The organism is Streptomyces sp. NPDC020362, from assembly GCF_040642095.1.
Lineage (GTDB): Bacteria > Actinomycetota > Actinomycetes > Streptomycetales > Streptomycetaceae > Streptomyces.
On record NZ_JBFAET010000046.1, the window covers coordinates 1 to 25,110 of the forward strand.

Annotated in this window: 22 protein-coding genes and 1 pseudogene; 8 read left to right on the top strand and 15 right to left on the bottom strand. The window is 70.1% G+C overall.

The features are described from left to right. Positions 1 to 46: 46 nt before the first annotated feature. Both AB0H32_RS18925 and AB0H32_RS18930 read right to left on the bottom strand, forming a co-directional pair. On the bottom strand, positions 47 to 1,219 hold the full coding sequence (locus AB0H32_RS18925) for a helix-turn-helix domain-containing protein (protein ID WP_361121416.1): 1,173 nt from the start codon (positions 1,217 to 1,219) through the stop codon (positions 47 to 49). 379 nt (positions 1,220 to 1,598) lie between these two features. Next, positions 1,599 to 1,856 (bottom strand): hypothetical protein, encoded by a 258-nt coding sequence (locus AB0H32_RS18930; protein ID WP_361121419.1) that lies wholly within the window; start codon positions 1,854 to 1,856, stop codon positions 1,599 to 1,601. Between the two features lie 335 nt (positions 1,857 to 2,191). Between AB0H32_RS18930 and AB0H32_RS18935 the strand changes: the two genes are divergently transcribed. Then, entirely contained in the window at positions 2,192 to 2,719 is a 528-nt protein-coding gene (locus AB0H32_RS18935) for a universal stress protein (protein ID WP_361121422.1), read from the top strand. Between the two features lie 156 nt (positions 2,720 to 2,875). Continuing rightward, complete coding sequence (locus AB0H32_RS18940) at positions 2,876 to 3,436, top strand: GPR1/FUN34/YaaH family transporter (protein WP_361121425.1); 561 nt, start codon at positions 2,876 to 2,878, stop codon at positions 3,434 to 3,436. Between the two features lie 148 nt (positions 3,437 to 3,584). Here the strand turns inward: AB0H32_RS18940 and glmS are convergent, their stop codons facing one another. Next, entirely contained in the window at positions 3,585 to 5,402 is a 1,818-nt protein-coding gene (gene glmS, locus AB0H32_RS18945; RefSeq protein WP_361121428.1) for a glutamine--fructose-6-phosphate transaminase (isomerizing), read from the bottom strand. Positions 5,403 to 5,428: 26 nt separating this feature from the next. Then, complete coding sequence (locus tag AB0H32_RS18950; RefSeq protein ID WP_361121431.1) at positions 5,429 to 5,686, bottom strand: hypothetical protein; 258 nt, start codon at positions 5,684 to 5,686, stop codon at positions 5,429 to 5,431. A gap of 165 nt (positions 5,687 to 5,851) precedes the next feature. On the opposite strand from AB0H32_RS18950, the gene AB0H32_RS18955 reads away from it, so the two are divergent. Continuing rightward, entirely contained in the window at positions 5,852 to 7,417 is a 1,566-nt protein-coding gene (locus tag AB0H32_RS18955; RefSeq protein WP_361121434.1) for a metallophosphoesterase family protein, read from the top strand. Positions 7,418 to 7,469: 52 nt separating this feature from the next. Here the strand turns inward: AB0H32_RS18955 and AB0H32_RS18960 are convergent, their stop codons facing one another. After that, a complete protein-coding gene (locus AB0H32_RS18960) occupies positions 7,470 to 8,348 on the bottom strand; it encodes a DUF4429 domain-containing protein (protein ID WP_361121437.1) in 879 nt (292 codons plus the stop codon). Between the two features lie 122 nt (positions 8,349 to 8,470). Between AB0H32_RS18960 and AB0H32_RS18965 the strand changes: the two genes are divergently transcribed. The 3 genes and pseudogenes from AB0H32_RS18965 to AB0H32_RS18975 form a co-directional block, all read left to right on the top strand. After that, positions 8,471 to 10,012, top strand: coding sequence for a beta-N-acetylhexosaminidase (locus tag AB0H32_RS18965; protein WP_361121545.1), 1,542 nt, complete (start codon positions 8,471 to 8,473; stop codon positions 10,010 to 10,012). 164 nt (positions 10,013 to 10,176) lie between these two features. Then, positions 10,177 to 10,704 carry a hypothetical protein gene (locus AB0H32_RS18970; protein ID WP_361121439.1) on the top strand — a complete coding sequence of 176 codons (528 nt, stop codon included), beginning with the start codon at positions 10,177 to 10,179 and terminating at the stop codon, positions 10,702 to 10,704. 52 nt (positions 10,705 to 10,756) lie between these two features. Then, positions 10,757 to 10,936 (top strand): annotated as a pseudogene (locus AB0H32_RS18975) (HAD family hydrolase); the annotation flags it as partial. A gap of 118 nt (positions 10,937 to 11,054) precedes the next feature. Here the strand turns inward: AB0H32_RS18975 and AB0H32_RS18980 are convergent. The 6 genes from AB0H32_RS18980 to AB0H32_RS19005 all read right to left on the bottom strand — a co-directional run bounded on the left by AB0H32_RS18980 (position 11,055) and on the right by AB0H32_RS19005 (position 18,242). Further along, positions 11,055 to 12,824 carry an IucA/IucC family siderophore biosynthesis protein gene (locus AB0H32_RS18980; protein WP_361121442.1) on the bottom strand — a complete coding sequence of 590 codons (1,770 nt, stop codon included), beginning with the start codon at positions 12,822 to 12,824 and terminating at the stop codon, positions 11,055 to 11,057. Next, on the bottom strand, positions 12,821 to 13,366 hold the full coding sequence (locus AB0H32_RS18985; protein ID WP_361121446.1) for a GNAT family N-acetyltransferase: 546 nt from the start codon (positions 13,364 to 13,366) through the stop codon (positions 12,821 to 12,823). The genes AB0H32_RS18980 and AB0H32_RS18985 overlap by 4 nt, the downstream gene beginning before the upstream one ends. Then, positions 13,363 to 14,649 (bottom strand): lysine N(6)-hydroxylase/L-ornithine N(5)-oxygenase family protein, encoded by a 1,287-nt coding sequence (locus AB0H32_RS18990; RefSeq protein WP_361121449.1) that lies wholly within the window; start codon positions 14,647 to 14,649, stop codon positions 13,363 to 13,365. The genes AB0H32_RS18985 and AB0H32_RS18990 overlap by 4 nt, the downstream gene beginning before the upstream one ends. After that, entirely contained in the window at positions 14,633 to 16,099 is a 1,467-nt protein-coding gene (gene desA / locus AB0H32_RS18995) for a lysine decarboxylase DesA (protein WP_361121452.1), read from the bottom strand. Before desA ends, AB0H32_RS18990 begins: the two co-directional genes overlap by 17 nt. Before the next feature lie 111 nt (positions 16,100 to 16,210). Then, the gene (locus AB0H32_RS19000; protein ID WP_361121455.1) at positions 16,211 to 17,035 is read right to left on the bottom strand and encodes a siderophore-interacting protein; all 825 of its coding nucleotides are present in this window, start codon (positions 17,033 to 17,035) and stop codon (positions 16,211 to 16,213) included. 160 nt (positions 17,036 to 17,195) lie between these two features. Then, positions 17,196 to 18,242 (bottom strand): ABC transporter substrate-binding protein, encoded by a 1,047-nt coding sequence (locus AB0H32_RS19005; protein WP_361121458.1) that lies wholly within the window; start codon positions 18,240 to 18,242, stop codon positions 17,196 to 17,198. A 207-nt stretch (positions 18,243 to 18,449) separates the two neighbouring features. Between AB0H32_RS19005 and AB0H32_RS19010 the strand changes: the two genes are divergently transcribed. Further along, complete coding sequence (locus AB0H32_RS19010) at positions 18,450 to 19,028, top strand: DUF6232 family protein (RefSeq protein ID WP_361121461.1); 579 nt, start codon at positions 18,450 to 18,452, stop codon at positions 19,026 to 19,028. Continuing rightward, positions 19,025 to 19,354: a hypothetical protein gene (locus AB0H32_RS19015; protein WP_361121464.1), complete on the top strand. Its 330-nt coding sequence runs from the start codon at positions 19,025 to 19,027 to the stop codon at positions 19,352 to 19,354. Before AB0H32_RS19010 ends, AB0H32_RS19015 begins: the two co-directional genes overlap by 4 nt. Before the next feature lie 76 nt (positions 19,355 to 19,430). On the opposite strand, the gene AB0H32_RS19020 is transcribed toward AB0H32_RS19015, so the two are convergent. From AB0H32_RS19020 to AB0H32_RS19035, 4 genes are read right to left on the bottom strand one after another with little or no spacing between them, the layout of a single operon-like run. Next, the gene (locus AB0H32_RS19020) at positions 19,431 to 20,591 is read right to left on the bottom strand and encodes an acyl-CoA dehydrogenase family protein (RefSeq protein ID WP_361121467.1); all 1,161 of its coding nucleotides are present in this window, start codon (positions 20,589 to 20,591) and stop codon (positions 19,431 to 19,433) included. A gap of 5 nt (positions 20,592 to 20,596) precedes the next feature. Continuing rightward, positions 20,597 to 21,538 carry a hydroxymethylglutaryl-CoA lyase gene (locus tag AB0H32_RS19025; RefSeq protein WP_361121470.1) on the bottom strand — a complete coding sequence of 314 codons (942 nt, stop codon included), beginning with the start codon at positions 21,536 to 21,538 and terminating at the stop codon, positions 20,597 to 20,599. Continuing rightward, complete coding sequence (locus AB0H32_RS19030) at positions 21,535 to 23,463, bottom strand: acetyl-CoA carboxylase biotin carboxylase subunit (RefSeq protein ID WP_361121473.1); 1,929 nt, start codon at positions 23,461 to 23,463, stop codon at positions 21,535 to 21,537. The genes AB0H32_RS19025 and AB0H32_RS19030 overlap by 4 nt, the downstream gene beginning before the upstream one ends. A gap of 11 nt (positions 23,464 to 23,474) precedes the next feature. Then, positions 23,475 to 25,091, bottom strand: a complete 1,617-nt coding sequence (locus tag AB0H32_RS19035) for a carboxyl transferase domain-containing protein (RefSeq protein ID WP_361121476.1) — start codon at positions 25,089 to 25,091, stop codon at positions 23,475 to 23,477. Between the last annotated feature and the right edge of the window lie 19 nt (positions 25,092 to 25,110).

The following is a 25,110-nucleotide window of genomic DNA, read 5'->3' on the forward strand; positions in this document are numbered from 1 at the left end:
GAGACCGTCCGCGACAGCGGCGTCACCATCCTTCTGGTCACCGACCTCATGGAGGAGGCCGAGCGGCTGTGCGACCGGATCGCGCTGATCGACAAAGGGCCGGTACGGGCCCCACCGGTCCGTGGCCGGGCAGGCCGACCGGAACGCCCGCCGGGCCGGAGTGGGACACGGGCGTCTCCGGGTCACCCGGCCTCTCGCTCTGCGGCCGGCGGGCCCGGTAGGCGGCCCGGTAGGCGGCAGGAGACGAGCCGAGCTGGCGCCGGAAGTGCCCGCGCAGCGCGACCGGCGAGCGGAAGCCGCAGCGGCCCGCCACCTCGTCCACGGAGTAGTCCGACGTCTCCAGCAGCCGCTGCGCCTGGAGCACCCGCTGTGTGATCAGCCACTGCAGCGGCGCGCTCCCGGTGAGCGAGCGGAACCGGCGGTCGAACGTACGGCGGCTCATATAGGCGCGTGCCGCCAGCGTCTCCACGTCGAACTGCTCGTGGAGGTGTTCCAGCGCCCAGGCGACGACCTCGGCAAGCGGGTCGGCGCCGATCTCCTCTGGTAAAGACCTGTCGAGGTAGCGCTCCTGACCGCCGCTGCGGCGCGGCGGGACCACCAGCCGGCGGGCGAGCGCGCCGGCTGCCTCGTTGCCGTGGTCCGTCCGCACGATGTGCAGACACAGATCGATCCCCGCGGCCGTGCCGGCCGACGTCAGCACGTCGCCGTCGTCGACGAACAGTTCGCGCGGATCCACGTGCACCGACGGATAGCGCTTGGCCAGCGTCGGTGCGTACATCCAGTGTGTGGTCGCCGGCCGGCCGTCCAGCAGGCCGGCCGCCGCGAGGACGAACGCGCCTGTGCACAGCCCGACGATGCGGGCCCCCTCTTCGTGCGCGCGGCGCAGTGCGTCGAGCGCTTCCTCCGGTGGCGGTGAGGTGATCGAGCGCCAGGCCGGTACGACGACCGTACCTGCGCGCGAGATCGCCTCCAGCCCATGCGGTGCGGTGAGTTCCAGGCCCCCTGTGGTCCGCAGTGGGCCTTCCTCGCCGGCGCACACCAGAAGTCGGTAGCGCGGCACTCCGGCGTCCTGGCGGTCGATGCCGAACACCGAAAGCGGTATGGAACTCTCGAAGATGGGGCCGCCGCTGAACAGCAGCACCGCGACGATCTCCTTGCGACGTCGCCCGGAGAGTTTTCGGGCTGCGGCTTCCGGCGCGGCAGTGGAGTCGTGGCTCATGGCTGCTAAGCCCCCCTCGGTGGTCGCGGCTCCTCGGTTGTGTCGCTCCTGCACGTTTCCCCTCGGTCCTGCACGAGTCCCCCGCCGTAAGACAGTCAAGATCGAATTTACTGGCTCCCGCGGTCTGTCGGTGGCCAGTTCCACACGCGGCGCATTGTCGACATGACAACTTGGCGTGAAGCATTCGATCACGAAGGGTTGCACTCGTGGGGCGTGCAGGGAAGTGCGCCTTGTCGCAGTGGCCAAACCGCGTAGGGTGCGCAGGGTCGCTCAGACCCTTTCCGTGCAGGTGGAACGGGGGTTGGGGGGTGGTTGGGACCCCTCGGAAGCGGTATCCAGAAGTTGGCCGAAAAGCAGCGTTCCAGGGTGCAAAAACCGGTCAGTCGACCGGTGTCTTTTGCCGGGTGTGACGTCCGCCTCTTTGCGTGGCGCAACGCTCGGAGTGCCGCAGCAGGACGCGGCAGACCGCCGTGACGGCGGCCAGGCCCAGGAAGGTGCCGGCGGCGCCCCCGAGCGAGGTGCCGTACCAGACGAGGACCACGGGGACGAGGACACAGCTGAAGGCCGCCCAGCGGATCACATCACTCGTGGTGTCCGGGGTGGGGTGCGGTTCGCGGGCGGATCGGGGGCCGGGCATCTCGTACTCCCTGTGGCGGTGGGTCACCCGGTTCAACGCTTGTTCGATCGGTCGGTCACCGGCCGTAGCTCCGGGAATACCTCGGTGGCCGCGCGAATCGTGCGCAAACCGCCTGTACGGGGCAGCAACCATTGCGTTACGGGCGCTGCTCGTGCATGCTCCGGGGAACCCCTGCGGACACCGGGGGACCCGCTTACGGAGCGTGCGCAGGAACTGGGCAGAGGAGGCGTGCCGCCGTACCCTTGGGGGTATGGGGTTGGGAAGACATTTCCCGGACACAGCTCCGCTGCACGATGTCACCCCCAGCCACAAAGGATCACAACGCCGAGACAGCCATGGCCGGTCACGAATTCTTCGAACCCGCGGACCGCAAGCGGCCCGTCGCCGATCCCACGGCGGCCGATCCCCTCGCGGCGCAAGAGTCACGCCCTTCCTGCGACCCCGCCTTCAAGCACGGCGTCGTCGTCGGCTTCGACGGCTCGACGTCCAGTGAACGCGCCCTCGCCTACGCGATCGGCATGGCCCACCGCTCCGGCTCGGGCCTGATCATCGTCCATGTGGCCAACCGGCTGCCCACCACCGTGTGGGCCGGCTGCGAGCCGCCCGTCTTCGTCGACGTGCCGGACCACCGCACCGAGGTGCTCGGCCTGGAGCTCGCCTGCGCCGACTATCTGGCCGAGGTGCCCTGGATCCTGGTCGAGCGGGGCGGCGACATCTGCCACGAACTCGAAGAGGTGGGGCGCGAGTACGAGGCGGACGCGATCGTGGTCGGCTCGACGCACGGCATCGTCGGCCGGATCTTCGGGTCCGTCGCCGGACGGCTGGCCAAGCGGGCGCAGCGCCCCGTGATCGTCATCCCCTGAACGCGGCCGCGTTCCGCTCCGCGTTCCCCGGCTTCACGACGCTTCGTCAACTCCCTTTGTACAGCGCAAAACTACTCGCGCGTAGAGGTGTTTGTGCCCTTGTGAAGGGCATATACCGGTCACCGCGCAACTGCACATGCATGAAGGGAGCCCGCAGTGGACAACGACGTCTCCGCGGGAAGCGGAACCACTACAGTGGTCGGCCGACTCGCCCTGGGTGTCACCCTGTTGGCGTTCGGGCTCGGTACGACCGGCGTCATCGACGGCGTGGGGGCATCCGACGCCGTGTCACTGGCTCATTACGTGGGGGGCGTCGCCCTCTTCCTCGTCGGTCTGCTGGCCTTCCGCGACCGTGACAGCGCCTCCGGCACCGGCTTCGTGGCCCTCGGCGCTCTCTGGTTCACCTGGGCCGTCGCCGGCCAGATGTCGGACAACGCGGCCGGACTCTTCCTGCTGCTGTTCGCCCTCGTGGCGCTCTCGCTGACGCTCGCGGGCGGGGACACGCTCGGACAGCTGATGCACGGGCTGCTCTTCCTCGCGATGCTGGTGCTCGCCGTGGCGCAGTTCGCGGACAGTTCCAGCCTGGTCAAGGTGGGCGGCTGGGCCGCCGCCGTCTCCGGTGCGGTCGCCTGGTACGCGGCGACGGCGGCGCTTGCGCACTGGCCGACGGCGCTTCCGAGGCGTGCTGCGGGCCGGGGGGTGACGGCCGCCGGCTGATCCGAGCAGCACTGAAGGGACCCCCGCGTGAAAGGTGGCGCACGCGGGGGTCCGTTCTGTTGTTCTGCCTGTGCGGGTGCGTGGCGGTTGCCCGCGCACGCGCGGCGGAGCCGCACATCGATACGGCCCCGCGCCCCTTTCGGGTCGGCTACTCCACCGTGACCGACTTCGCCAGGTTCCTCGGCTTGTCGATGTCCCGGCCCAGGGCCTTGGCCGTGTGGTACGCCAGCAGCTGGAGCGGGATGCCCATGAGGATCGGGTCCAGTTCGTCCTCGTTCTTCGGGACCACGATCGTCTGGTCGGCCTTCTCCTGCTGCTGGTGGGCCACCGCGAGGATCTTGCCGCTGCGGGCCTTGATCTCCTCCAGGGCCGCGCGGTTCTTCTCCAGGAGGTCGTCGTCGGGGACGATCGCCACCGTCGGCAGGGCGGGCTCGATCAGGGCCAGCGGGCCGTGCTTCAGCTCGGAGGCGGGGTAGGCCTCGGCGTGGATGTAGGAGACCTCCTTGAGCTTCAGGGAGGCCTCGCGGGCCACCGGGTAGCCCCGCACACGGCCGATGAAGAGCATCGAGCGGGCGTCGGCGTACTCCTCGGCGAGCTGCTTGACCTCCTCCTCCTGCTTGAGGATCTCGGTGATCTGCTCCGGCAGCTTCCTGAGGCCCTCGATGATCCGCTTGCCGTCGCGGACCGAGAGGTCACGGGTGCGGCCGAGGTGCAGGGCGAGGAGCGCGAAGGCGACGGTGGTGTTGGTGAAGCACTTCGTCGAGACCACGCAGACCTCGGGACCGGCGTGCACGTAGATGCCGCCGTCGGCCTCGCGGGCGATCGCCGAGCCGACCACGTTGACCACGCCCAGCACCCGGGCGCCCTTGCGCTTCAGCTCCTGGACGGCGGCGAGCACGTCGTAGGTCTCACCGGACTGGGAGACCGCGACATAGAGGGTGTCGGGGTCCACGACGGCGTTGCGGTAGCGGAACTCGGAGGCCGGCTCGGCGTCGGCGGGGATGCGGGCCAGCTCCTCGATCATCTGGGCGCCGATCATGCCCGCGTGGTACGAGGTGCCGCAGCCGAGGATCTTCACGCGGCGGATCTTGCGCGCCTCGCGGGCGTCCAGGTTCAGGCCGCCGAGGTGCACGGTGGAGAAGCGGTCGTCGATCCGGCCGCGCAGCACACGGTCCACGGCGTCGGCCTGCTCGTGGATCTCCTTGTGCATGTAGGTGTCGTGGCCGCCCATGTCGTACGACGCCGCCTCCCACTCCACGGTGGTCGGCTCGGCCGTCGTCCGCGTGCCCTCGGTGGTGTAGGTGCGGAAGTCGTCGGCCTTGAGGGTGGCCATCTCGCCGTCGTCGAGGGTCACTATCTGCCGGGTGTGGGTGACCAGGGCGGCGATGTCGGATGCGACGAACATCTCCTTCTCGCCGATGCCGAGCACGACCGGGGAGCCGTTGCGGGCCACCACGATGCGGTCGGAGAAGTCGGCGTGCATCACCGCGATGCCGTAGGTGCCCTCGACCACCCGGAGGGTCTCGCGGACCTTGTCCTCCAGCTTCTCGGCCTGCGACCGGGCGATCAGGTGGACGAGCACCTCGGTGTCGGTCTCGGAGAGGAACTCGACGCCGTCCGCCTCCAGCTTGCGGCGCAGGTCGGAGGCGTTGTCGATGATGCCGTTGTGGACGACGGCGACCTTCTGGTCGGCGGACATGTGCGGATGGGCGTTCACGTCGGAGGGGGCGCCGTGGGTGGCCCAGCGGGTGTGTGCGATGCCGGTGGTGCCCTTGAAGCGCGCCGGGACCTTGGCCTCCAGGTCGCGCACCCGGCCCTTGGCCTTGACCATCTTCAGGCCGGCCGTCTTCGGGGAGGTGACGACGATGCCCGCGGAGTCGTAGCCGCGGTACTCCAGGCGCTGCAGGCCCTCCAGGAGCAGGGGGGCCACATCACGCTTCCCGATGTATCCGACAATTCCGCACATGTATAGGTATCTCTCAGCCTGGCGTTTCAGCCGTAGACCATGCGGCGCAGCTGCCTGAGCGTCAGCTCCGGCGGCGCGACCGCCCGGTATTTCAGGTCCGCCTCGATCCGTTCGAAGATCTCCGTGTTCTGCAGCCCCTGGGTCTGCAGCTCGCGGTGGCGGCGACGGACGTAGTCCTGCGTCGTCTCGTCGAAGAAGGCGAGCACGTCCTGCACCACCCGCAGCGCCTCGCCCCGGTTCAGGGGTGTGGATCGCATCAGGTGATCGACAAGTTCCTCGTGCACCCGTAGATCCTGAAGTACCGTCGCCGGATTCGCAAGAATCCTGCCCGATTCCGGGCAGACGCCTGTCGTGGGGCTTGTTGAGGCTCTGTTCGCAAGCTGTCCATCCTGTGTCTTGCGTCTCGTTGCGGTTGTGGACCACTTTCAGACGTCATGGACATTCCACGTATGGGAGTACCCGACCAGCTCGCCGAGCGCATGAGCATGGCCGAGCAGCACGAGTACCTGCGGACGAGATTCTCGCGGCGCTCGATGATCCGGGGCGGCGCGGTCACGCTGGGCGCCGTCGTGGGTGGCGCATTCGTGCCGGGTGCCACCGCCCAGGCCGCCGTGCCGACCCAGCGCACCGCCTCCGCCGCCGAGACGGTCGACGGCGCCGTGGTCGCCCCCTTCGGCCGCCACCTCGCCTGGGGCAACGACCCCCGCACCGAGGTCACCGTCTCCTGGCAGGTCCCGGTCTCGGTGAACAAGCCGTTCATCCGCATCGGCGCCCACCCGTGGGACCTCTCCCGCAAGATCCCCGCCGAGGTCCGCACCCTCTACACCCCCGCCGGTGTCGGTGCGAGCGGCGACCACACGCAGTACTACCTGCACGCCCGGCTCACCCACCTGCGCCCCGGCAGGACGTACTACTACGGCGTGGGCCACGAGGGCTTCGACCCGGCCGAGCGCCACCTGCTGGGCACCCTCGGCACCTTCACCACCGCGCCCGACTGCAAGGAGCCGTTCACCTTCACGGCCTTCGGCGACCAGGGCGTCAGCTACCACGCCCTGGCCAACGACAGCCTGATCCTCGGCCAGAACCCGGCCTTCCACCTGCACGCCGGCGACATCGCCTACGGCGACCCGTCCGGCGCGGGCAAGACCACCGACACCGGGTTCGACTCGCGCACCTGGGACCAGTTCCTGTACCAGACCGAGTCGGTCGCCAAGCAGATCCCGTGGATGGTCTCGTACGGCAACCACGACATGGAGGCCTGGTACTCGCCCAACGGGTACGGCGGCGAGGAGGCCCGCTGGACGCTCCCGGACAACGGTCCGGACGCGAAGAACCTCCCGGGCGTCTACTCCTTCGTCTACGGCAACACGGCGATCATCTCGCTGGACCCCAACGACGTCTCCTTCGAGATCCCGGCGAACCTGGGCATCTCGGGCGGAACCCAGACCACGTGGTTCGAGGGCCAGCTGAAGAAGTTCCGCGCCTCGAAGGACGTCGACTTCATCGTCGTCTTCTTCCACCACTGCGCGTACTGCACCTCCACCGCGCACGCCTCGGAGGGGGGCGTGCGCCAGGAGTGGGTGCCGCTGTTCGACAAGTACCAGGTGGACCTGGTCATCAACGGCCACAACCACCAGTACGAGCGCACCGACGTCATCAAGGGCAACGCGGTCACCAAGAAGCTGCCGATCGGCGGCACGGCCTACCCCGAGACCGAGGGCGTCGTCTACGTCACGGCCGGCGCCGCGGGCCGCAGCCTGTACGCCTTCACCGCCCCGGACTCCTACGAGGGCCACGAGAACGAGGTCGACTCCGTCGCCTCCTTCATCAACCTCAAGGACGGCAAGCAGAACGAGACCGTCGCCTGGTCGCGCGTGCGCTACCTGAACTACTCCTTCCTGCGCGTGGACGTCACCCCCGCACCGAGGGGCCGCTACACCACGCTGAACGTCCAGGGCATCGCCGAGACCGGTGACCGCATCGACCACTTCACCGTGGCCCGCCGGGCGAAGTAGTCCCACCGCGCGCCCGGCGGACAGGGCGCGACCGGCCGGGAGCGGGCGGTCCTCACAGGCGCTGAAGGACCGCCCGCTTGGCCAGCGTGAACTCCTCGTCGGTCAGGACCCCGTCGCGGTGGAGCTCGCCCAGCTCGCGCAGGCGCCGCAGCAGGGCGTCGTGGTCGTCCCCGGCCGGCCCGGGCTCCTTGGCGAGCTGCGGCGGCTCGTTCGGTACCTCCGCGTCCGCCGCGGCGGGATGCGGCAGCCGCGCCTGTACGGCGGCGGCCACCAGGGCCATCAGCGGGTCCTTCTTGAACCCCCACAGCTCGACCGCGTTCGGGTCGTACTTGGCCGTTGCCGTCACCGGGGCGCCCCGCACCAGGAAGCGCAGATGGCCGTTCTCCAGCCCGACCGCCGGCTGCCACTCCACGCCGAGGACCTCCGTGAGCGGGACGGTCCGGGTGCCGACGTTGGCCTTGGCGTTCTCGGTCTTCCAGTTCCACTCCAGCCGCACCCGCTCCCCGTCGAAGCTCGCCGTGCCGTCCCCGGCGGAGACGGACACCGGCAGCGGCGGCCCCGGCAGCAGATAGGCGGTGACCGGGTCCGGTGAAACCCCGTCCAGCAGAAGCGCGTTGCGCACCTCGTCCGCGAAGTACTCGGCGACGCCGTACCGGTCGGACTCCACCGTCAGCTGGTACGGGTCGTTCGAGTCGGCGAGCCGGCCGCCGGTGGCCTGCGTCAGCGGATCGGCCCCGTCACGCAGCCGCAGCCTCAGCCGTCCCGACTTCCGCCCCTGCTCGAAGGAGACACCGGCCAACGCTCCCAGGGGCACGACGAGTTCGCCCAGCTCCCGGCGGAGCAGGCTCACGTTCTTGTCCCGGCCCGGGGTCAGCCGCAGGGCATCCCCGTCGAAGGTCCAGGTGCCGTCCTTCTGGATGATTTCCGCCATGCGGGGATTGTTTCACCGGATCTGCGGGAGAGTGGTCTTTACCACTCCTGAAGGGAGCGCATGTGAGACGCAACCACAGCACGACTCCCCGACTGACCCGCATCCTCGGATCACTGCTGCTCATGGCAGCCGCAGGCGTGTTCACCGTCGGCGCGGCGCCCGCCCAGAAGGCCGCCGCGGTGACCCCGCTGGACCAGGTGGTCCCCGAGCCCGCCTCGGTCACGCCCGGCGGATCCCCGTACCGCATCACCCGCGCCACCCTCGTCCAGGTCGACGGCACGGCCGAGGTCCGCCGGATCGGTGAGTACCTCGCAGGCATCCTGCGGCCGTCCACCGGCTATCCGCTGCCGGTCACCGAGCGCGGCAGCGGCGGCATCCGGCTCCAGCTCGCGCACGGCTCGTACGGCGCCGAGGGGTATCGCCTGACCAGCGGCCCGCAGGGCGTCCTGGTCACCGCGGGCGAACCGGCCGGCCTCTTCCACGGTGTCCAGACCCTGCGCCAGCTCCTTCCCGCGTCCGTCGAGAAGAACTCCGTGCAGACCGGCCCCTGGCAGATTGCCGGCGGAACCATCGAGGACCACCCCCGCTACGGCTACCGCGGCGCCATGCTGGACGTCTCCCGGCACTTCTTCACGGTCGCCCAGGTCAAGCGCTACATCGACCAGTTGGCCCTCTACAAGATCAACACCCTGCATCTGCACCTCAGCGACGACCAGGGCTGGCGCATCGCCATGGATGCGTGGCCGCGCCTGGCCTCCTACGGCGGCTCCACCCAGGTCGGCGGCGGCACGGGCGGCCACTACACCAAGGCCGACTACCGGGAGATCGTCCGCTACGCCGCCTCCCGCTATCTGGAGGTCGTCCCCGAGATCGACATGCCCGGCCACACCAACGCGGCCCTCGCCTCCTACGCGCAGCTGAACTGCAACGACACCGCACCCCCGCTCTACACCGGCACCGACGTCGGGTTCAGCTCGCTGTGCGTACCCAAGGCGGTCACCTACGACTTCGCCGACGACGTCATCCGCGAGCTGGCCGCCCTCACCCCCGGCCGCTATCTGCACATCGGCGGCGACGAGGCGCACTCCACCAGCCACGCGGACTACGTGACGTTCATGGACCGCATCCAGCCGATCGTCGCCAAGTACGGCAAGACGGTCATCGGCTGGCACCAGCTGACCGGTGCCACCCCGGCCAAGGGCGCCCTCGCCCAGTACTGGGGCCTGGACAGCACCAGCGCGGCGGAGAAGGCCCAGGTGGCCGAGGCCGCCCGGCACGGCACCGGGCTGATCCTGTCCCCGGCCGACCGGATCTACCTCGACATGAAGTACACGAAGAACACCAGGCTCGGCCTGGACTGGGCGGGCCTGGTGGAGGTGCAGCGCTCCTACGACTGGAACCCGGACACCTACCTGCCGGGAGCACCCTCCTCGGCCGTCAAGGGTGTCGAGGCGCCGCTGTGGTCCGAGACGCTCACCACGTCGACCGACCTCGAGTACATGGCCTTCCCGCGCCTGGCCGGAGCGGCCGAGCTGGGCTGGTCCCCGGCGGCCACCCACGACTGGACGAGCTACAAGGTCCGCCTCGCGGCCCAGGGCCCCCGCTGGGACGCCCTCGGCATCACGTACTACAAGTCGCCACAGGTTCCCTGGCCGACGGGTTGAGCACATGCTGACGGGCACCCCGTAGAACCGTTTCCGACGGTCGGGGTCGTGTGTGGGGCCGGGAGGCGGGAACTCCCCGGCCCCTTCACGCGTTGCGGAGGACGACCTGATCATTTGATGTGTGACACCACTGCGGTGCCGTCGTCGGGGGAGTGAGTAAACCCATGGCCATGGTGGGCCTGTTCTGGATCGCCGGGAGCGACGTGTACGTGGGCGCGAAGCCGTCCGGCCTGGCTCCCGGGGTGCGCCTGACCCCCGAGGGCGTGGAGGCCCTCGGCGACAGACAGTCCTGCCTCTACCTGTGGGAGGACGTGCATGCCCTGACGCTGACGGGCGTCCCCGTGAAAACCCTGAAACGGCAGGTCGGCGCAGTCGGGAGCATGGCCCTGGGCACGGTGATGGACCTGGCCCTGTCCGCGGGCGTCGGCCTGACGGGCGAGGACCCGCCGATGATGACGGTGTGCGTGGAATCGACCGACGGCGAGCATGAGTTGGCGGTGTACGTCGCTGCGGCCGTCGGCTACTCCCAGACTGAGGCCGACCTCTCCCGTGCTCTCCTGTCCCGCCTCACGGAGGGCGCCGCCACGATGGCGACGACGCTGGCGGCGATGTCGGAGTGGGGCCGCGCGTGGGAAGGCGGGTCGCCTCGGAGGGCGGAGCGGGAGGAGTTGTTGCGGGGATGGGTGAGCTGACGCCCCGCTCGTCAACCGCAGGCTGCCGGGGTGATTGACACCGTTGTGCTCGGTCATCGCCGGGAACCAGACGGTCGGAGCCGGGGAGCTGCTGCGCGACCCGGACCTACCGGCCGACGTCGTCGTGACATCGGGGGAGTGGGGTGTCGCCAAGCCTCGGCCGGAGTTCTTCCGGAGAGTCGTGGAGGTGGCGCAGGCTCCTCCCCGGCGCACGGTGCATGCGGGAGACCACGGCTGCCGTCACGGCCCCGGTCCTCGCCCGGGTGCTCGCGAGGACGTCCGGCTGAAAAACCCGACGGGCGCCCCGGAGGACCGTACTCCGGGGCGCCCGTCCGTCTTTGGGGGCGGCTTCAGAACCCGGCGATGGGGTTCTTCAGGGTCCCGACCAGCTGGAGGGCACCGGACGGGTCCGCCAGGTCCACCATCTGCCGGTTGTTGCGCAGCTGGAGCCGGTTGAGGCAGGACAGCGCGAACTCGGGGGCGAACATGTCGTACTGCCGGAACTTGTCCGCCAGCTCCGGCGTCGCCTCCTGGTACTCGCGGGTGACCTCCGCGACCGTGCGCCAGAAGCCGTCCTCCTCCAGGATCCCCTCGGCGGCGAGGTCCGCCGCGAGGAACCGGAAGAAGCAGTCGAAGACGTCGGTGAAGATCGACAGCAGCTTCTTGTCCTCGGGCACCTCGACGGCGATCCGCCGCACCTCGGGCGGCAGCACCGCGTCCGGGTCCATGACGGCGATCTCCTCGGCGATGTCCTTGTAGACCGCGCGCTGCACGGCCCCGTCCTTCAGGACGAGGATCACGTTCTCGCCGTGCGGCATGAACACCAGGTCGTAGGCGTAGAAGCTGTGCAGCAGCGGGGTGAAGTACGCCCGCAGGTACTGCCGCAGCCACTCGGCGGGGGCAAGGCCCGACTGCTCGACCAGCGCCCCCGCGAAGGAGGCGCCCGTGTGGTCCGTGTGCAGCAGGCAGGCCATGGTCGCGAGGGACTCGCCCTCCCGCAGCGAGGGCACCGGGCTCTCCCGCCACAGCGCGGCCAGCATCTTGCGGTACGGCGAGTAGCGGTCGGTCGCCTGCTCGTACTCCAGGTGCCGGTAGCCGACGGCGGCCCGCTCCCGGATGATCGTGAGCCCGGTCGACTTCAGCACGCTGTCGTTCTCGATGAGCTGGGCGAGCCAGTCGTTGATCGCCGGGGTCGCCTCCATGTAGGCGGCGGAGAGCCCGCGCATGAAGCCCATGTTGAGGACGGACAGGGCCGTCTTCACATAGTGCCTGTGCGGGGCGGAGGTGTTGAAGAAGGTCCGTATGGACTGCTGGGCCAGGTACTCGTCGTCGCCCTCGCCCAGGCACACCAGATGGCGGCGGGCCACCTCGGCGGCGAAGGTGACGGCGAGCTTGTTCCACCACTGCCAGGGGTGGACGGGGACCAGTAGATAGTCGGCGGGGTCGAGGCCCTGGTCCGTGAGCGTCCGGTGGAACCGGTCGAGGGTGGCCACCCCCAGCTCCTGCCGGAAGAACTCCTCGTACTCGATGCCGGCGCCGGCCGTGAACGCGGCCCGCGAGCGGTGCGCGGCCAGCCACACCAGCCGGATCGGGCCCGCCGTCTCCGGCGCGTACGACAGGTACTCGTGGACGCCGAACCCGAGCCGCCCGTTGTTGGCGACGAAACACGGGTGGCCCTCGGTCATCCCGGTCTCGATCGCCTGGAAGCCGCTCCGTGCCAGCTCGGCCACCGGGATCCGCGGCTTGGTGAGCTTGTAGCAGGTGCCGGAGAGGGTGGAGGAGATCTCCTCCAGATAGACGGGCAGGATCTCCTCGCTCAGCCCGAGTGCCTGCTGCAGCTCGACGAAGAAGTCCATCGCCGCGAGGGGAAGTTCGTCGCCGTCGCGGTGGCGCGTGATGGAGCCGGCGTCGACCTGCCAGTGGTCGAGGCCGCGCAGGGTGGCCGCGAACCGGTAGGAGGTGAGCCCGTCGTCGCTGCGGACGACGTACCGGTCGCCGTCCCGCTCGGGTGCGATCAGCCGCTCGTGGGCGAACTCGGCGAGCGCCTTGCGCACCAGCAGACGGTTGGCGGTCTCCCAGCGCTCGGGGGACAGATGGGCCACGGCGTCGGCGAGGCTCATACGGACACCCCCGTCGCCGCGACGAACTGCTCGCGTGTGCAGAAGCTCAGCAACGCCTTCTTCTCCGGCTTCTGTATCTCCCGTTCGGGCACGAACCCGACGGCCTCGTTCAGGGCGTGCACGGCCTTGTTGCGGACGTCCGGTTCCACCACGACCCGGGAGGTGGCCGGGTCCTCGAAGAGGTGCGCCAGCACGGCGGTGATCACGGCCTTGGTGAACCCGCGCACCGGGGTGTCGGTGGCCGGGGTCAGGAAGTGCATGCCGACGTCCCCGGGTTCCGGCTCGTACAGCCCGGCCAGCTCGCGGTGGGCGGGATCGTACTGCTCCATGAGGAAGGCGGGTTCGCCGTCCCGCAGGCCGAGGAGGGCGTGGTGGTGCTCGTCGGCCGCGATCTCCATGTAGGCGCGCTCGACGTCCTCCAGTTTCGCGTCCTGCATCATCCAGAACGCCGCCTTGGGATGCGTGACCCAGCCGTGCAGCAGCTCGGCGTCCTTGAGGGGGTCCAGGGGGCGGAAGGTGAAGCTCGTGATCGTGCTGGTCATACGGCGAACTCCTGGAACGCGATCGTCTTCTCCACCGGGTAGTACTCCGTGCCGAGCAGCTCACGGATGATGCACGAGTTCCGGTATGCGCCCATGCCGAGGTCGGGCGAGGTGATGCTGTGGGTGTGGACGCCGGCGTTCTGCAGGAAGACACCGCGGCCGGTGACGTCGATGGCGTAGTTGCGGGCGACGTCGAAGCGGCCGTGGCCGTCGAAGCGGAGGCGGTCGCGGACCGGGTCGAGGAAGGCCGGCGGCTCGTAGTGGTAGCCGGTGGCCAGCACCAGGCCCTCGGTGCGGATCTCGAAGTCCTTGTCCTGCTCGTCCTGGTGGAAGCCGAGCGTGTACGAGCCGTCCTCGTACCGGGCGCTGTGCAGTGAGGAGTTGGTGAGCAGGCGGGTGGGGACCGGGCGGTCGCCGCTCTCGACGTTCTTCTGGTAGAGCAGGTCGAAGATCGAGTCGATCAGGTCCGAGTTGATGCCCTTGAACAGGCCCTTCTGCTGCTTCTCCAGCCGGTAGCGGGTCTCCTCGGGAAGCGCGCGGAAGTAGTCGATGTAGTCCGGGGACGTCATCTCCAGGGTCAGCTTGGTGTACTCCAGCGGGAAGAACCGCGGGGAACGGGTGACCCAGTTGAGCTGGTAGCCGCGTACGTCGATCTCGGAGAGCAGCTCGTAGTAGATCTCCGCGGCGCTCTGGCCGCTGCCGACGATCGTGATGGACTTCTTCTCCTGCAGCTCCGCCTTGCGGTGCATGTACTGCGCGTTGTGCAGGAAGTCGCCGCCGAGGCCCTGGCAGGCCTGCGGAACGAAGGGGACCGTCCCCGTGCCGAGGACGAGGCGCCGGGCGCGGAACGTTTCTCCGGTGCCGGTGCGGACGGCATAGCGCTCGTCCTCGTAGGTCACCTCGGTGACCGTGGTGCCGAAGCGGACGTTGCCGAGCCTGTTCGCGGCCCAGCGGCAGTAGTCGTCGTACTCGATGCGCAGCGGATAGAAGTTCTCGCGTATGTAGAACGGGTACAGTCTGCCTTTCTCCTTCAGGTAGTTGAGGAAGGAGTAGGGCGAGGTCGGATCGGCCAGGGTGACCAGGTCCGACATGAACGGGGTCTGGAGGTGGGCGCCGTCCAGGAACATGCCCGCGTGCCACTCGAAGCCGGGCTTGGAGTCGAGGAAGACGCCGTCCAGTTCGGCGATCGGCTCGGTCAGGCAGGCGAGCCCGAGGTTGAAGGGGCCGAGCCCGATCCCCACGAAGTCGTAGGTCTTGTGCGGGGCTTCAGGACGCACGGTCAAGGGACTCTCCCAGGTACTGCTCGGCGTGGCCGGCGATCAGATCGAGGACGGCGGCGATGTCGGCCGGCGTCGTCTCGGGGTTGAGCAGGGTGAACTTCAGGTAGTGGCGGCTGCCGACCTTGGTGCCCGCGACCACGGCGTCGCCGGAGGCGAACAGGGCCTTGCGGGCGTACAGGTTGGCGCGGTCGATCTCGGCCGGGTCGGTGACGGCCGCCGGGATGTAGCGGAAGACGAGGGTGGAGAGCGAGGGCTCCACGACGACGTCGAAGCGGGGGTCGGCGGCGAGCAGCTTCCAGCCCTCCTGGGCCAGCTCGCACACCTGGTCGAAGAGTTCGCCGATGCCGTCGGCGCCCATCACCCGCAGCGTCATCCACAGTTTGAGGGCGTCGAAGCGGCGGGTGGTCTGCAGGGACTTGTCGACCTGGTTGGGGATGCGCTCGGCGACCGTACGGCGGGGGTTCAGGTACTCCGCGTGGTAGGTCGCGTGGCGAAGGGTCGCGGCGTCTTTGACCAGCACGGCGGAGGAACTCACCGGCTGGAAGAAGGACTTGTGGTAGTCGACGGTGACCGAGTCGGCGCGCTCGATGCCGTCGATGCGGTCCCGGTGCCTGCGGGAGGCGAGCAGTCCGCAGCCGTAGGCCGCGTCCACGTGCAGCCAGGCGGAGTACTGGGCGCACAGGTCGGCGATCTCGGGCAGCGGGTCGATGGAGCCGAAGTCGGTGGTGCCGGCGGTGGCGACGACGGCCATGGGGACGAGGCCGTCCTTCGCGCAGCGCTCCAGTTCGTGGGCGAGCGCGAGGGTCTGCATGCGCTTGTCGTGGTCGACGGGGACGGAGACGACCGCGTCCGGGCCGAGGCCCAGCAGCTTCGCGGACTTCTGCACGCTGAAGTGGCTGACCTCGGAGGCGAAGATGCGCAGCCGGGCGAGGGAGCCCCCCTCTTCCCACCCTGCCCGCCCCGGCTTCGCCTCCTCCCGGGCCAGCAGGAGCGCCTGGAGGTTGGACTGGGTGCCGCCGGAGGTGAAGACGCCGTCGGCCGCCGGGCCGAGGCCGATGCGCTCGGCGGTCCAGTCGATGAGCCTGCGCTCGATGAGGGTGCCGCCGGCCGACTGGTCCCAGGTGTCCAGGGAGGAGTTGACCGCGCAGAGCACGGCCTCGCCGAGCACCGCGGGGATCACGACCGGGCAGTTGAGGTGGGCGAGGTAGCGGGGGTGGTGGAAGTAGACCGCGTCCCGGAGGTAGAGGTCCTCCAGCTCGTCCAGGACCGCGGTGGTGTCGCCCAGCGGCCGGTCGAGGTCGATCGCGTCGATGCGCGGGGCGAGGCTGTCGACGCTGACGCCGGTGAACGGACGGTCGGTGGTGGCGAGTTTGGCCGCCACCCGCTCGACTCCTTCGGTCACGGAGCGGCGGTAGTGCTCCGCGGTGAGGCCATTGAGCAGGTGCGAGCGCATGTGGGGGTCCTCCGAGGGGACTGTCCGTGCGGGATGAACTTAGGTTAGCCTAACCTAAGTTGAGGGGGGCAGGGCATGCCTGTGCCGTGACCGATGTCACTTCAGGGGGAGTTACTCGCCGGCCGCGCGGAGCTGTTCCTCCGTCATGCCCTGCCGCCAGTACCCGACGAAGGTGATGCGCCGCCGGTCGATTCCGCGCTCGCCGACGAAGTGCCGGCGCAGCTCCTTCACCCGGCCGGACTCGCCGGCGATCCACACGTACGGCCCGTCGGACGCAGGCAGTCGGGCATCCCGTACGGCGTCGACGGCCATGCGGGACCCGTCGTGCCGGACGAGCCAGGTGATCTCCGCGTCCGCCTCGGTCGCCACGTCCTGGATGTCACCGGCGTGCGGCACCTCCAGCCAGGCGCGGGCGCGGGTGCCGGCCGGCAGGGACTCCAGGACGGCGGTGGCGGCCGGCACGGCGGTCTCGTCACCCCACAGGACGACCAGGTCGGTGTCCGCGGGCGGCCGGAACCGGATCGCCCGGTTGTCGGCGATCGCCGGGCCGAGCAGCAGGACGCGGTCGTCGGCCGCGGCCCGCGAGGCCCAGCGGGAGGCGGGGCCGGCCGGAGTGTGCAGGGCGAAGTCGATGTCGATCTCGTCGGGGTCCCGGCGCAGCGTCCTCAGGGTGTACGAGCGCATCACGGCCCGTACGTCGTCCGGGAGTTCACGCCACGCGTGCCACCAGCTGTCGCCCAGCTCCAGCGGTACGACGGGCTCGTCCTGCCCCGGGTGCGGCAGGAACAGCGACAGGGACTGGTCGCGCCCGTCGGAGTGGAAGGCGTGCAGATCGGCACCGGTGAAGGTGACCCGGACCAGGGACGGCCCGAGCCGCCTCGTCCGCGCGACCTGAAGGGAGAAGAAACGGAACGGGGCGGCTACGGCCGTCGTCATGTCAGCTCCTGAATCTGCGTCAGGTTCTCGATGTGGGGGACTGCGGCAGACCTGAAGGGGCGCGGGGCCGTGTCGATATGCGGCTCCGCCGCGCGGGCGCGACCAGCCGCACACGGCCCGCAGCCGCCCGCGATGCGGAACAGCCCCTCCGAATGGGTGCCTAACCGACCTTCTTCGCCTTCTCCAGAGCCTCGGCCAGACCGGTCAGCAGCGGCACGCACTTGTCATAGGAGAGAATGGGCTCGGGCGACCGCGCGATGACCTGCCCCGCTTTCACCGCGGGCAGCTTCTTCCAGGTCGCCTTCGTGATGTCGGCGGGCTGGATGGTCGAGGACCGGTCGTCCATCATGATGATGTCGGCCTGGTACTTGTCGACGTTCTCCCAGCTCAGCGACTCGTACCAGCCGCCACCCTGCTTCTTCGCGCTCTCCGGGGGCTCCACGAAGTTCACGCCGAGAGCCTTGAAGTACTCCAGGTCGACGGAGAGGTTGGTGCCGGAGACGTAGAAGAGCTGGTCACTGGCGGAACCGGCCATCACCTTGATGCCGGGCTTCGCCTTGGCGGCGGCCCGCAGCCGGGCGGCCGCGGCCTCGAACCGCTTCTTCGCGTCCGTCACCTTCGCGGCCTTCATGTCGGCGCCGAGCGACTCGGCGAGGTCCCACATGCGCTGCAGCGGCTGGGTGAGCTGACGGTCGTAGGCGGAGATGCCGACGCTGGGCGCCAGCTGGGCGATCTTCTTCTTCGACTCGTCGGGGACGTACCAGAGGGTGCCGGCGTTGTCGAACATCGTCGTGATGAGCACGTCGGGCGCGAGGGACGCGTACTTCTCGATGTTGAACTGGCCCCAGGCGTTGCCGAGGACGGTCACCTTGCTGACGTCCATGTCGCCGGCCTGGACGTCGGCCTTGCCGTCCTTGGTCGTCGTCGGGCCGAAGACGCCCTTGACCTGGATGCCGTAGTCGTGGAGGGCGGCGCCGACGCCGGTGAAGGCGACGATGTTCGCGGGGACCTTGTCCAGCTTCACGGTCGTGCCGCGGTCGTCCTTGAAGCTCCAGGGGCCGGACTTGCCGGCCTTCGCGTCCGTGCTGGAGCCACCGCTTTTGCCCTTGTCGTCCCCGCAGGCGGCGAGCGCGGCGCCGAGTCCGAGGGCGCCGCCCACAGTGAGCAGGCCGCGGCGGGTCAGGTGGGTGGCACGGGCATGGGGCATGGGTATGACTGCTTTCGAACGGGGCGAGGCGCCCGTCGGACAAGGTCAAAGATAGGTTAGCCTAACCTCAGCTCGTGTCCAGGGGGCGGTGCGCCGGGGTTGGCCGTAAATGCCTTCTGCTTGTGGGGCTCCAACCTGCTTAATGGTCTGCACGTCGGCCGCCGGGTCACGTGCATACGGGGGTTGCTCGTGCCGTCACAGGGGTCCTTGGGGCCGATTCCGCCTCTGCCGCCACCGCCGTCGCAGAAGCCGGCGACGGGTGTCCTCCTGGAGGTCAGCAAGCGGCTGCTGTGGGTGGGCAACGCCGCCTATCCGCTGCACAACATCACACGCGTGCACACCTTCGTGCTCAAGCCCAAGCGCGCGGAGGCCGTCGGCGACTTCCTGAAGTGGGGCGGGCTGACGGCCATTGCGTACGCCGTCGTGCGCGCGCTGGTCGAGACGTCGTCCGCCGGTGAGGGACGGCCCCAGTCCTCACAGGGGGTGGGGATCGTCTGCCTGGCGGTGCTGATCGTGCTCTTCGGCCGGATGGTGCAGGTGCTGACGGCGTCCCCCGAGCACGTCCTGGCCGTGGAGACCGCCAGTTCCTCCACCGCGGTGGTCACGCTGCCCGATGTGCTCCAGCTGCAGCGGGTGGTCGACGACATCGTCAAGGCCATCGAGAATCCGGACGACGAGTTCCAGGTCCTGGTGCAGTCCCTGAACTTCAACCCGAAGAACTACCACTTCGGGGACCAGGTGAACATGTACGGCGGGCTCGGCAGCACGGGGTTGGTGAAGAAGTGAGCGCGGGGGACTCGTACCACTACGGGGACCAGGTCAACGTCCACGGCTCGCACAACATCGGCATGATCAAGCACCAGCCGGCCGACGCGCAGCAGCAGATCCGGGACCTGGCCGACCTGATCGCCGAGTTGCGGGGGCAGGTGCCGGCGGGGGCCGCACAGGTCATCGACGAGAGCCTGCCCGTGCTCACCGACGAGGCGAGCACCCCGCAGGACCGCCGCGACGCCCTGCAAGCCCTGTCCACCATCGCCCGGACGGTCGGGGAGGTGGGGCTGCCGGTCGTGGAGGCGGTCCGCAGGGTGCTCCAGCTGCTGGGCCTCGGCTAGGCCCTCCCTTCCGGATCCTGCCGGGCCGCGGGAAGCCGGCCTGATCCGAAAGGAAGGCGCCGGGACTGCGAGCCGCTCAGCCCGCGAGGCCCAACTCCCGTGCGATCAGCATCCGCTGGACCTCGCTCGTGCCCTCGCCGATCTCCAGGATCTTGGAGTCGCGCCACATGCGGGCCACCGGGTACTCGTTCATGAAGCCGTAGCCGCCGTGGATCTGGGTGGCGTCGCGGGCGTTGTCGACGGCGACCGTGGAGGAGTAGAGCTTGGCCAGGGCCGCCTCCTTCTTGAAGGGCTCGCCCGCGACCAGGCGGCTGGCCGCGTCGCGCCAGGCGAGTCGGGCCGTGTGGGCCTTCATCTCCATGTCCGCGATCTTGAACTGGATGGCCTGGTTGGCGCCGATGGGCCGGCCGAAGGCCTGGCGCTCCTTCGCGTACTTCACCGACTCGTCGACGCACCCCTGGGCCAGACCCGTCGCGAGTGCCGCGATGGCGATGCGGCCCTCGTCGAGGATGCGCAGGAACTGGGCGTAGCCCCGTCCCTCCTCGCCGAGCAGGTTCCCGGCCGGCACACGGACGTCCTGGAAGGACAGCTCGCGGGTGTCGGAGGCGTTCCAGCCGACCTTCGAATAGGGGGCGGCGACCGTGAAGCCGGGGGTGCCCGAGGGGACGATGATCGAGGAGATCTGCGGCCTGCCGTCCGGCCCCCGGCCGGTGACCGCGGTGACCGTCACCAGCCCCGTGATGTCCGTGCCCGAGTTGGTGATGAAGCACTTCGTGCCGTTGATGACCCACTCGTCGGTGTCCGGGTCCAGGCGGGCCGTGGTGCGGGTGGCCCCGGCGTCCGAGCCGCCGTCCGGCTCCGTGAGGCCGAACGCGCCCAGGACCTCGCCCGCGCACAGGCGGGGCAGCCACTCGCGCTTCTGCTCCTCGGTGCCGAAGAGATGCAGGGGCATGGCGCCCAGGGAGACACCCGCTTCGAGCGTGATGGCCACGGAGGAGTCCACCCTGGCCAGTTCCTCCAGGGCGATACCGAGGGCCAGGTAGTCGCCGCCCATGCCGCCGTACTCCTCCGGGAACGGCAGCCCGAACAGGCCCATGCGGCCCATCTCACGGACGATCTCGTACGGGAACTCGTGCCGCTCGTAGAAGTCGCCGATCTTCGGCGCCACGACATCGTGCGCGAACTCCTCCACCGTACGGCGGAGTTCCTCCAGCTCGGGGCTGAGACGGTGGTCCATGCTGATCACTGGTCCTTGTGGGAGAGAGCGCGGACGGTACGGGACGGGCTCGGGCGGCCCAGCTGTTCGGCCATCCACACGCTGGTGGCGGTCAGACGGCCCAGGTCGACCCCTGTCTCGATGCCGAGGCCGTGCAGCATCCATACGAGGTCTTCGGTGGCGAGGTTGCCGGTGGCGGACTTGGCGTACGGGCAGCCGCCGAGGCCTCCGGCGGACGCGTCGATCGTCGTCACGCCGTGTTCCAGGGCCGCGTAGGTGTTCGCGAGCGCCTGGCCGTAGGTGTCGTGGAAGTGCACGCCGATCGTGTTCGTCGGCACGCCCTCCTCGTTCAGCAGGGAGAGCAGCTCCAGGACGTGGCCCGGGGTGGCGACCCCGATGGTGTCGCCGAGGCTCAGCTCGTCGCAGCCCATGTCGCGCAGGGCCGTGCAGACGCGGGCCACCTGGTGGAGCGGGACCGCCCCCTCCCAGGGGTCGCCGAAGCACATCGAGACATAGCCGCGGACGTGCGCGCCCGCCTCCTTCGCCTGCCGCACCACCGGGTCGAACACGGCCAGCGACTCGTCCACCGTGCGGTTGAGGTTGGCCTTCGCGAAGGACTCCGTGGCGCTGGCGAAGACCGCGATCCGGCGGGCGCCGAGCGCCAGCGCCCGCTCCAGCCCGCGCTGGTTGGGCACCAGCACGGGCAGGGCGACGTCCAGGTCTCCGACCATGGGGAACAGCTGCTCGGCGTCGGCGAGCTGGGGCACCCACTTGGGGTGCACGAAGCTCGTCGCCTCGATCGTGGTCAGGCCGGCGTCGGCCAGGCGGCGGATGAACTCCGCCTTCACCGCCGTCGGTACGGCCGTCTTCTCGTTCTGCAGGCCGTCGCGCGCGCCGACCTCGTGGATGCGCACCCGCTCGGGCAGGTCCTGGGCCGGTACGACCATGGGCAGTTGCTCGGCACTCACTCCGCCGCCTCCTTGGGTGCGATGACGGCCAGCACCTGGTCCATGGCGACCGTCGTGCCCGGGGTCACGTCCAGCTCGGCGACCGTGCCGGCGTGCGGGGCGGAGATGACGTGCTCCATCTTCATCGCCTCGACCACCAGCAGGCTCTGCCCGGCCGACACCTCGTCGCCGACGGCCACCTTGACCACCGTCACCGTGCCGGGCATCGGCGCGGTGAGCGAGTCGGCGCCCGCGTGCGCGGACCGGTTCAGGGACGCGGCCACCGGATCGTGGTCGCGCACCTGCCAGGCGTCGCCGTCACGGCCGATCCAGTCGCCGGCGCGGTGGAAGGTGTGCCGGACTCCCTCGAGGGTGACGCGGACCCGGTCCACGGTGACGGTGTGCGCGCCCCGCGGGGTGTACGTGACCGGATCGGCCACGCGCAGGTCGAAGGCCGGCTGCTTCGGAGTCCCGCCGAGGCGCCAGCCGCTCGGCACCGAGAAGGGGTCCACCCAGCCCGCGGTGCGCGGCCGCAGCGCCTGGAGCCGTACGGCCGCCGCCGCCTCGTACACCTCCTGCGGCACGTCGGCGGGGACCAGCTCGTCCACCACCCGCTCCACCAGCCCGGTGTCCAGCTCGCCCGCCACCACCGCCGGATGCGCCAGCAGCCGCCGCAGGAACCCCGCGTTGGTCTGCACGCCCAGCGTGACGGTCTCGGCGAGGGCGGCCCGGAGCCTGCGCAGCGCCGTCTCCCGGTCGGGGCCGTAGGCGATGACCTTGGACAGCATCGGGTCGTACAGGCTGCCCACCTCGGTGCCTTCGCTGAGCCCGGAGTCGGTGCGGACGCCGTCGCCCTGCGGTTCGTTCAGCAGCAGCACCGTGCCGCCGGAGGGCAGGAAGCCGCGTGCGGGGTCCTCGGCGCAGATCCGGGCCTCGACGGCGTGCCCGGTCAGCGTCACGTCCTCCTGCGCGAAGCCCAGCCGCTCCCCGGCCGCCACCCGCAGCTGCCACTCCACCAGGTCCAGACCGGTGATCAGCTCGGTGACCGGGTGCTCCACCTGGAGGCGGGTGTTCATCTCCATGAAGTAGTACGAGGACGGGTCCCCGCCCGGCACGATGAACTCCACCGTGCCCGCGCCCCGGTAGCCGCACGAGCGGGCCGCCTGGACGGCCGCCTCGCCCATCGCCGACCGGGTCGCCTCGTCGAGGAGTACGCTCGGCGCCTCCTCGATGATCTTCTGGTGGCGGCGCTGCAGCGAGCACTCCCGCTCGCCGAGGTGCACCACGCCCCCGTGGCCGTCCGCCAGCACCTGGATCTCGATGTGCCGGGGCCGGTCCACCCAGCGCTCCACGAGCAGGGTGTCGTCCCCGAAGGAGGCGCGGGCCTCGCGGCGGGCGGCCGCGATCTCCTCCTCCAGCGCGCTCACGTCCCGCACCAGGCGCATGCCCTTGCCGCCGCCGCCGGCGGAGGGCTTGAGCAGGACGGGCGTCCCGATCTCCCGGGCCGCCTCGGCGAGTTGCGCGTCCGTCAGTCCGCTGCCGCTCGACCCCGGCACGACCGGCACCCCGGCCGCCTTCACCGTCTCCTTGGCGCGGATCTTGTCGCCCATCAGGGCGATCGCGTCCGCCGGGGGGCCGATGAACACCAGCCCCGCCTCCTCGCACGCGCGCGCAAAGCCCGCGTTCTCGGCGAGGAAGCCGTACCCGGGATGGACCGCCTGGGCGCCGGTGCGGGCGGCGGCCTCGAGCAGCCGCTCCACCGACAGATAGCTCTCGGCGGCGGGCGCCGGACCGATCCGTACCGCCGTGTCGGCCTCCCGTACATGCCGCGCGTCGGCGTCGGCGTCGGAGAAGACCGCCACCGAGCGCACACCCAGCGAGCGGAGCGTACGGATGACCCGTACGGCGATCTCGCCCCGGTTGGCCACCAGCACTGTGTCGAACACGGTTCCCCTCCTCACATCCGGAAGACGCCGAACTGGGGGTCTCCCAGGGGCGCGTTGGCGCAGGCCGTCAGGGCGAGTCCCAGCACCTGACGGGTTTCCAGCGGGTCGATCACGCCGTCGTCCCAGAGACGGGCGGTGGCGTAGTAGGCACTGCCCTGTCGCTCGTACTGCGCGCGGACCGGCGCCTTGAAGGCCTCTTCCTCCTCGGCGGGCCACTGTTCGCCACGCGCTTCCAGCTGGTCGCGCTTGACGGTCGCGAGGACGGAGGCGGCCTGCTCGCCGCCCATCACGGAGATCTTGGCGTTGGGCCACATCCACAGGAAGCGGGGGGAGTAGGCCCGGCCGCACATCGAGTAGTTGCCGGCGCCGTACGAGCCGCCGACGACGACGGTCAGCTTGGGCACCCGGGTGCACGCCACCGCCGTCACCATCTTGGCGCCGTGCTTGGCGATGCCGCCCGCCTCGTAGTCCTTGCCGACCATGAACCCGGAGATGTTCTGCAGGAACACCAGCGGGATGCCGCGCTGGTCGCACAGCTCGATGAAGTGGGCGCCCTTCTGGGCGGACTCGGAGAAGAGGATGCCGTTGTTGGCGACGATCCCGACCGGGTGGCCGTGGATCCGGGCGAAGCCGGTGATCAGGGTCTGCCCGAACTCGGCCTTGAACTCGGCGAAGCGCGAGCCGTCCACCACGCGGGCGATGATCTCGCGGACGTCGTAGGGGGTGCGGGAGTCCACGGGAACGGCGCCGTAGAGCCCGTACGGGTCCACCTTGGGCTCCGCGACCGGCGTGACCTCCCAGGGCATGGACTGCCGGGCGGGCAACGTGGCCACGATGTTCCGCACGATCCTGAGGGCGTGCGCGTCGTCCTCCGCGAGGTGGTCGGTGACACCGGAGATCCGGGAGTGGACCTCGCCGCCGCCCAGCTCCTCCGCCGTCACCACCTCACCGGTGGCCGCCTTCACCAGCGGGGGCCCGCCGAGGAAGATCGTGCCCTGGTTGCGGACGATCACGGCCTCGTCGCTCATGGCCGGGACGTAGGCGCCGCCGGCCGTGCACGAGCCGAGGACGGCCGCGATCTGCGGGATCCCGGCGCCGGACATCCGCGCCTGGTTGTAGAAGATCCGCCCGAAGTGCTCGCGGTCCGGGAACACCTCGTCCTGCATGGGCAGGAACGCGCCGCCGGAGTCCACGAGGTAGACGCACGGCAGCCGGTTGTCCAGGGCCACCTCCTGCGCGCGCAGGTGCTTCTTCACCGTCATCGGGTAGTACGTGCCGCCCTTGACGGTGGCGTCGTTGGCGACGATCACGCACTCGCGCCCGCTGACCCGCCCGATCCCGGCGATCACGCCCGCGGCCGGTGCCTGCCCGTCGTACATCCCGTCGGCCGCCAGGGGGGCGAGCTCCAGGAACGGCGAGCCGGGGTCGAGCAGTGTGTCCACCCGGTCCCTCGGCAGCAGCTTGCCGCGTGCGGTGTGCCGGGCCCGCGCCTTCTCGCCGCCGCCGAGGGCGGCCGTGGCCAGCTTCGCGTGCAGCTCCCCGACGAGTGCGAGGTGGGCTTGTTCATTGGCCCGCCAGGCCTCCGACGCGGGATCTGCCGCGCTCGTCAGCTCCGGTGCCTCGTGCATCCTGCGGTCCCCTCACCCA

Coding starts and splice junctions, on each gene's coding strand:
- AB0H32_RS19005 (WP_361121458.1), bottom strand. CDS start 18,242: ATGCCCCATGCCCGTGCCACCCACCTGACCCGCCGCGGCCTGCTCACT.
- AB0H32_RS18980 (WP_361121442.1), bottom strand. CDS start 12,824: ATGAGCCTCGCCGACGCCGTGGCCCATCTGTCCCCCGAGCGCTGGGAG.
- AB0H32_RS18970 (WP_361121439.1), top strand. CDS start 10,177: ATGGCCATGGTGGGCCTGTTCTGGATCGCCGGGAGCGACGTGTACGTG.
- AB0H32_RS18925 (WP_361121416.1), bottom strand. CDS start 1,219: ATGAGCCACGACTCCACTGCCGCGCCGGAAGCCGCAGCCCGAAAACTC.
- AB0H32_RS18960 (WP_361121437.1), bottom strand. CDS start 8,348: ATGGCGGAAATCATCCAGAAGGACGGCACCTGGACCTTCGACGGGGAT.
- AB0H32_RS18930 (WP_361121419.1), bottom strand. CDS start 1,856: ATGCCCGGCCCCCGATCCGCCCGCGAACCGCACCCCACCCCGGACACC.
- AB0H32_RS18955 (WP_361121434.1), top strand. CDS start 5,852: ATGGGAGTACCCGACCAGCTCGCCGAGCGCATGAGCATGGCCGAGCAG.
- AB0H32_RS18965 (WP_361121545.1), top strand. CDS start 8,471: ATGGCAGCCGCAGGCGTGTTCACCGTCGGCGCGGCGCCCGCCCAGAAG.
- AB0H32_RS18935 (WP_361121422.1), top strand. CDS start 2,192: ATGGCCGGTCACGAATTCTTCGAACCCGCGGACCGCAAGCGGCCCGTC.
- AB0H32_RS18985 (WP_361121446.1), bottom strand. CDS start 13,366: ATGACCAGCACGATCACGAGCTTCACCTTCCGCCCCCTGGACCCCCTC.
- AB0H32_RS19020 (WP_361121467.1), bottom strand. CDS start 20,591: ATGGACCACCGTCTCAGCCCCGAGCTGGAGGAACTCCGCCGTACGGTG.
- desA (WP_361121452.1), bottom strand. CDS start 16,099: ATGCGCTCGCACCTGCTCAATGGCCTCACCGCGGAGCACTACCGCCGC.
- AB0H32_RS19035 (WP_361121476.1), bottom strand. CDS start 25,091: ATGCACGAGGCACCGGAGCTGACGAGCGCGGCAGATCCCGCGTCGGAG.
- AB0H32_RS19000 (WP_361121455.1), bottom strand. CDS start 17,035: ATGACGACGGCCGTAGCCGCCCCGTTCCGTTTCTTCTCCCTTCAGGTC.
- glmS (WP_361121428.1), bottom strand. CDS start 5,402: ATGTGCGGAATTGTCGGATACATCGGGAAGCGTGATGTGGCCCCCCTG.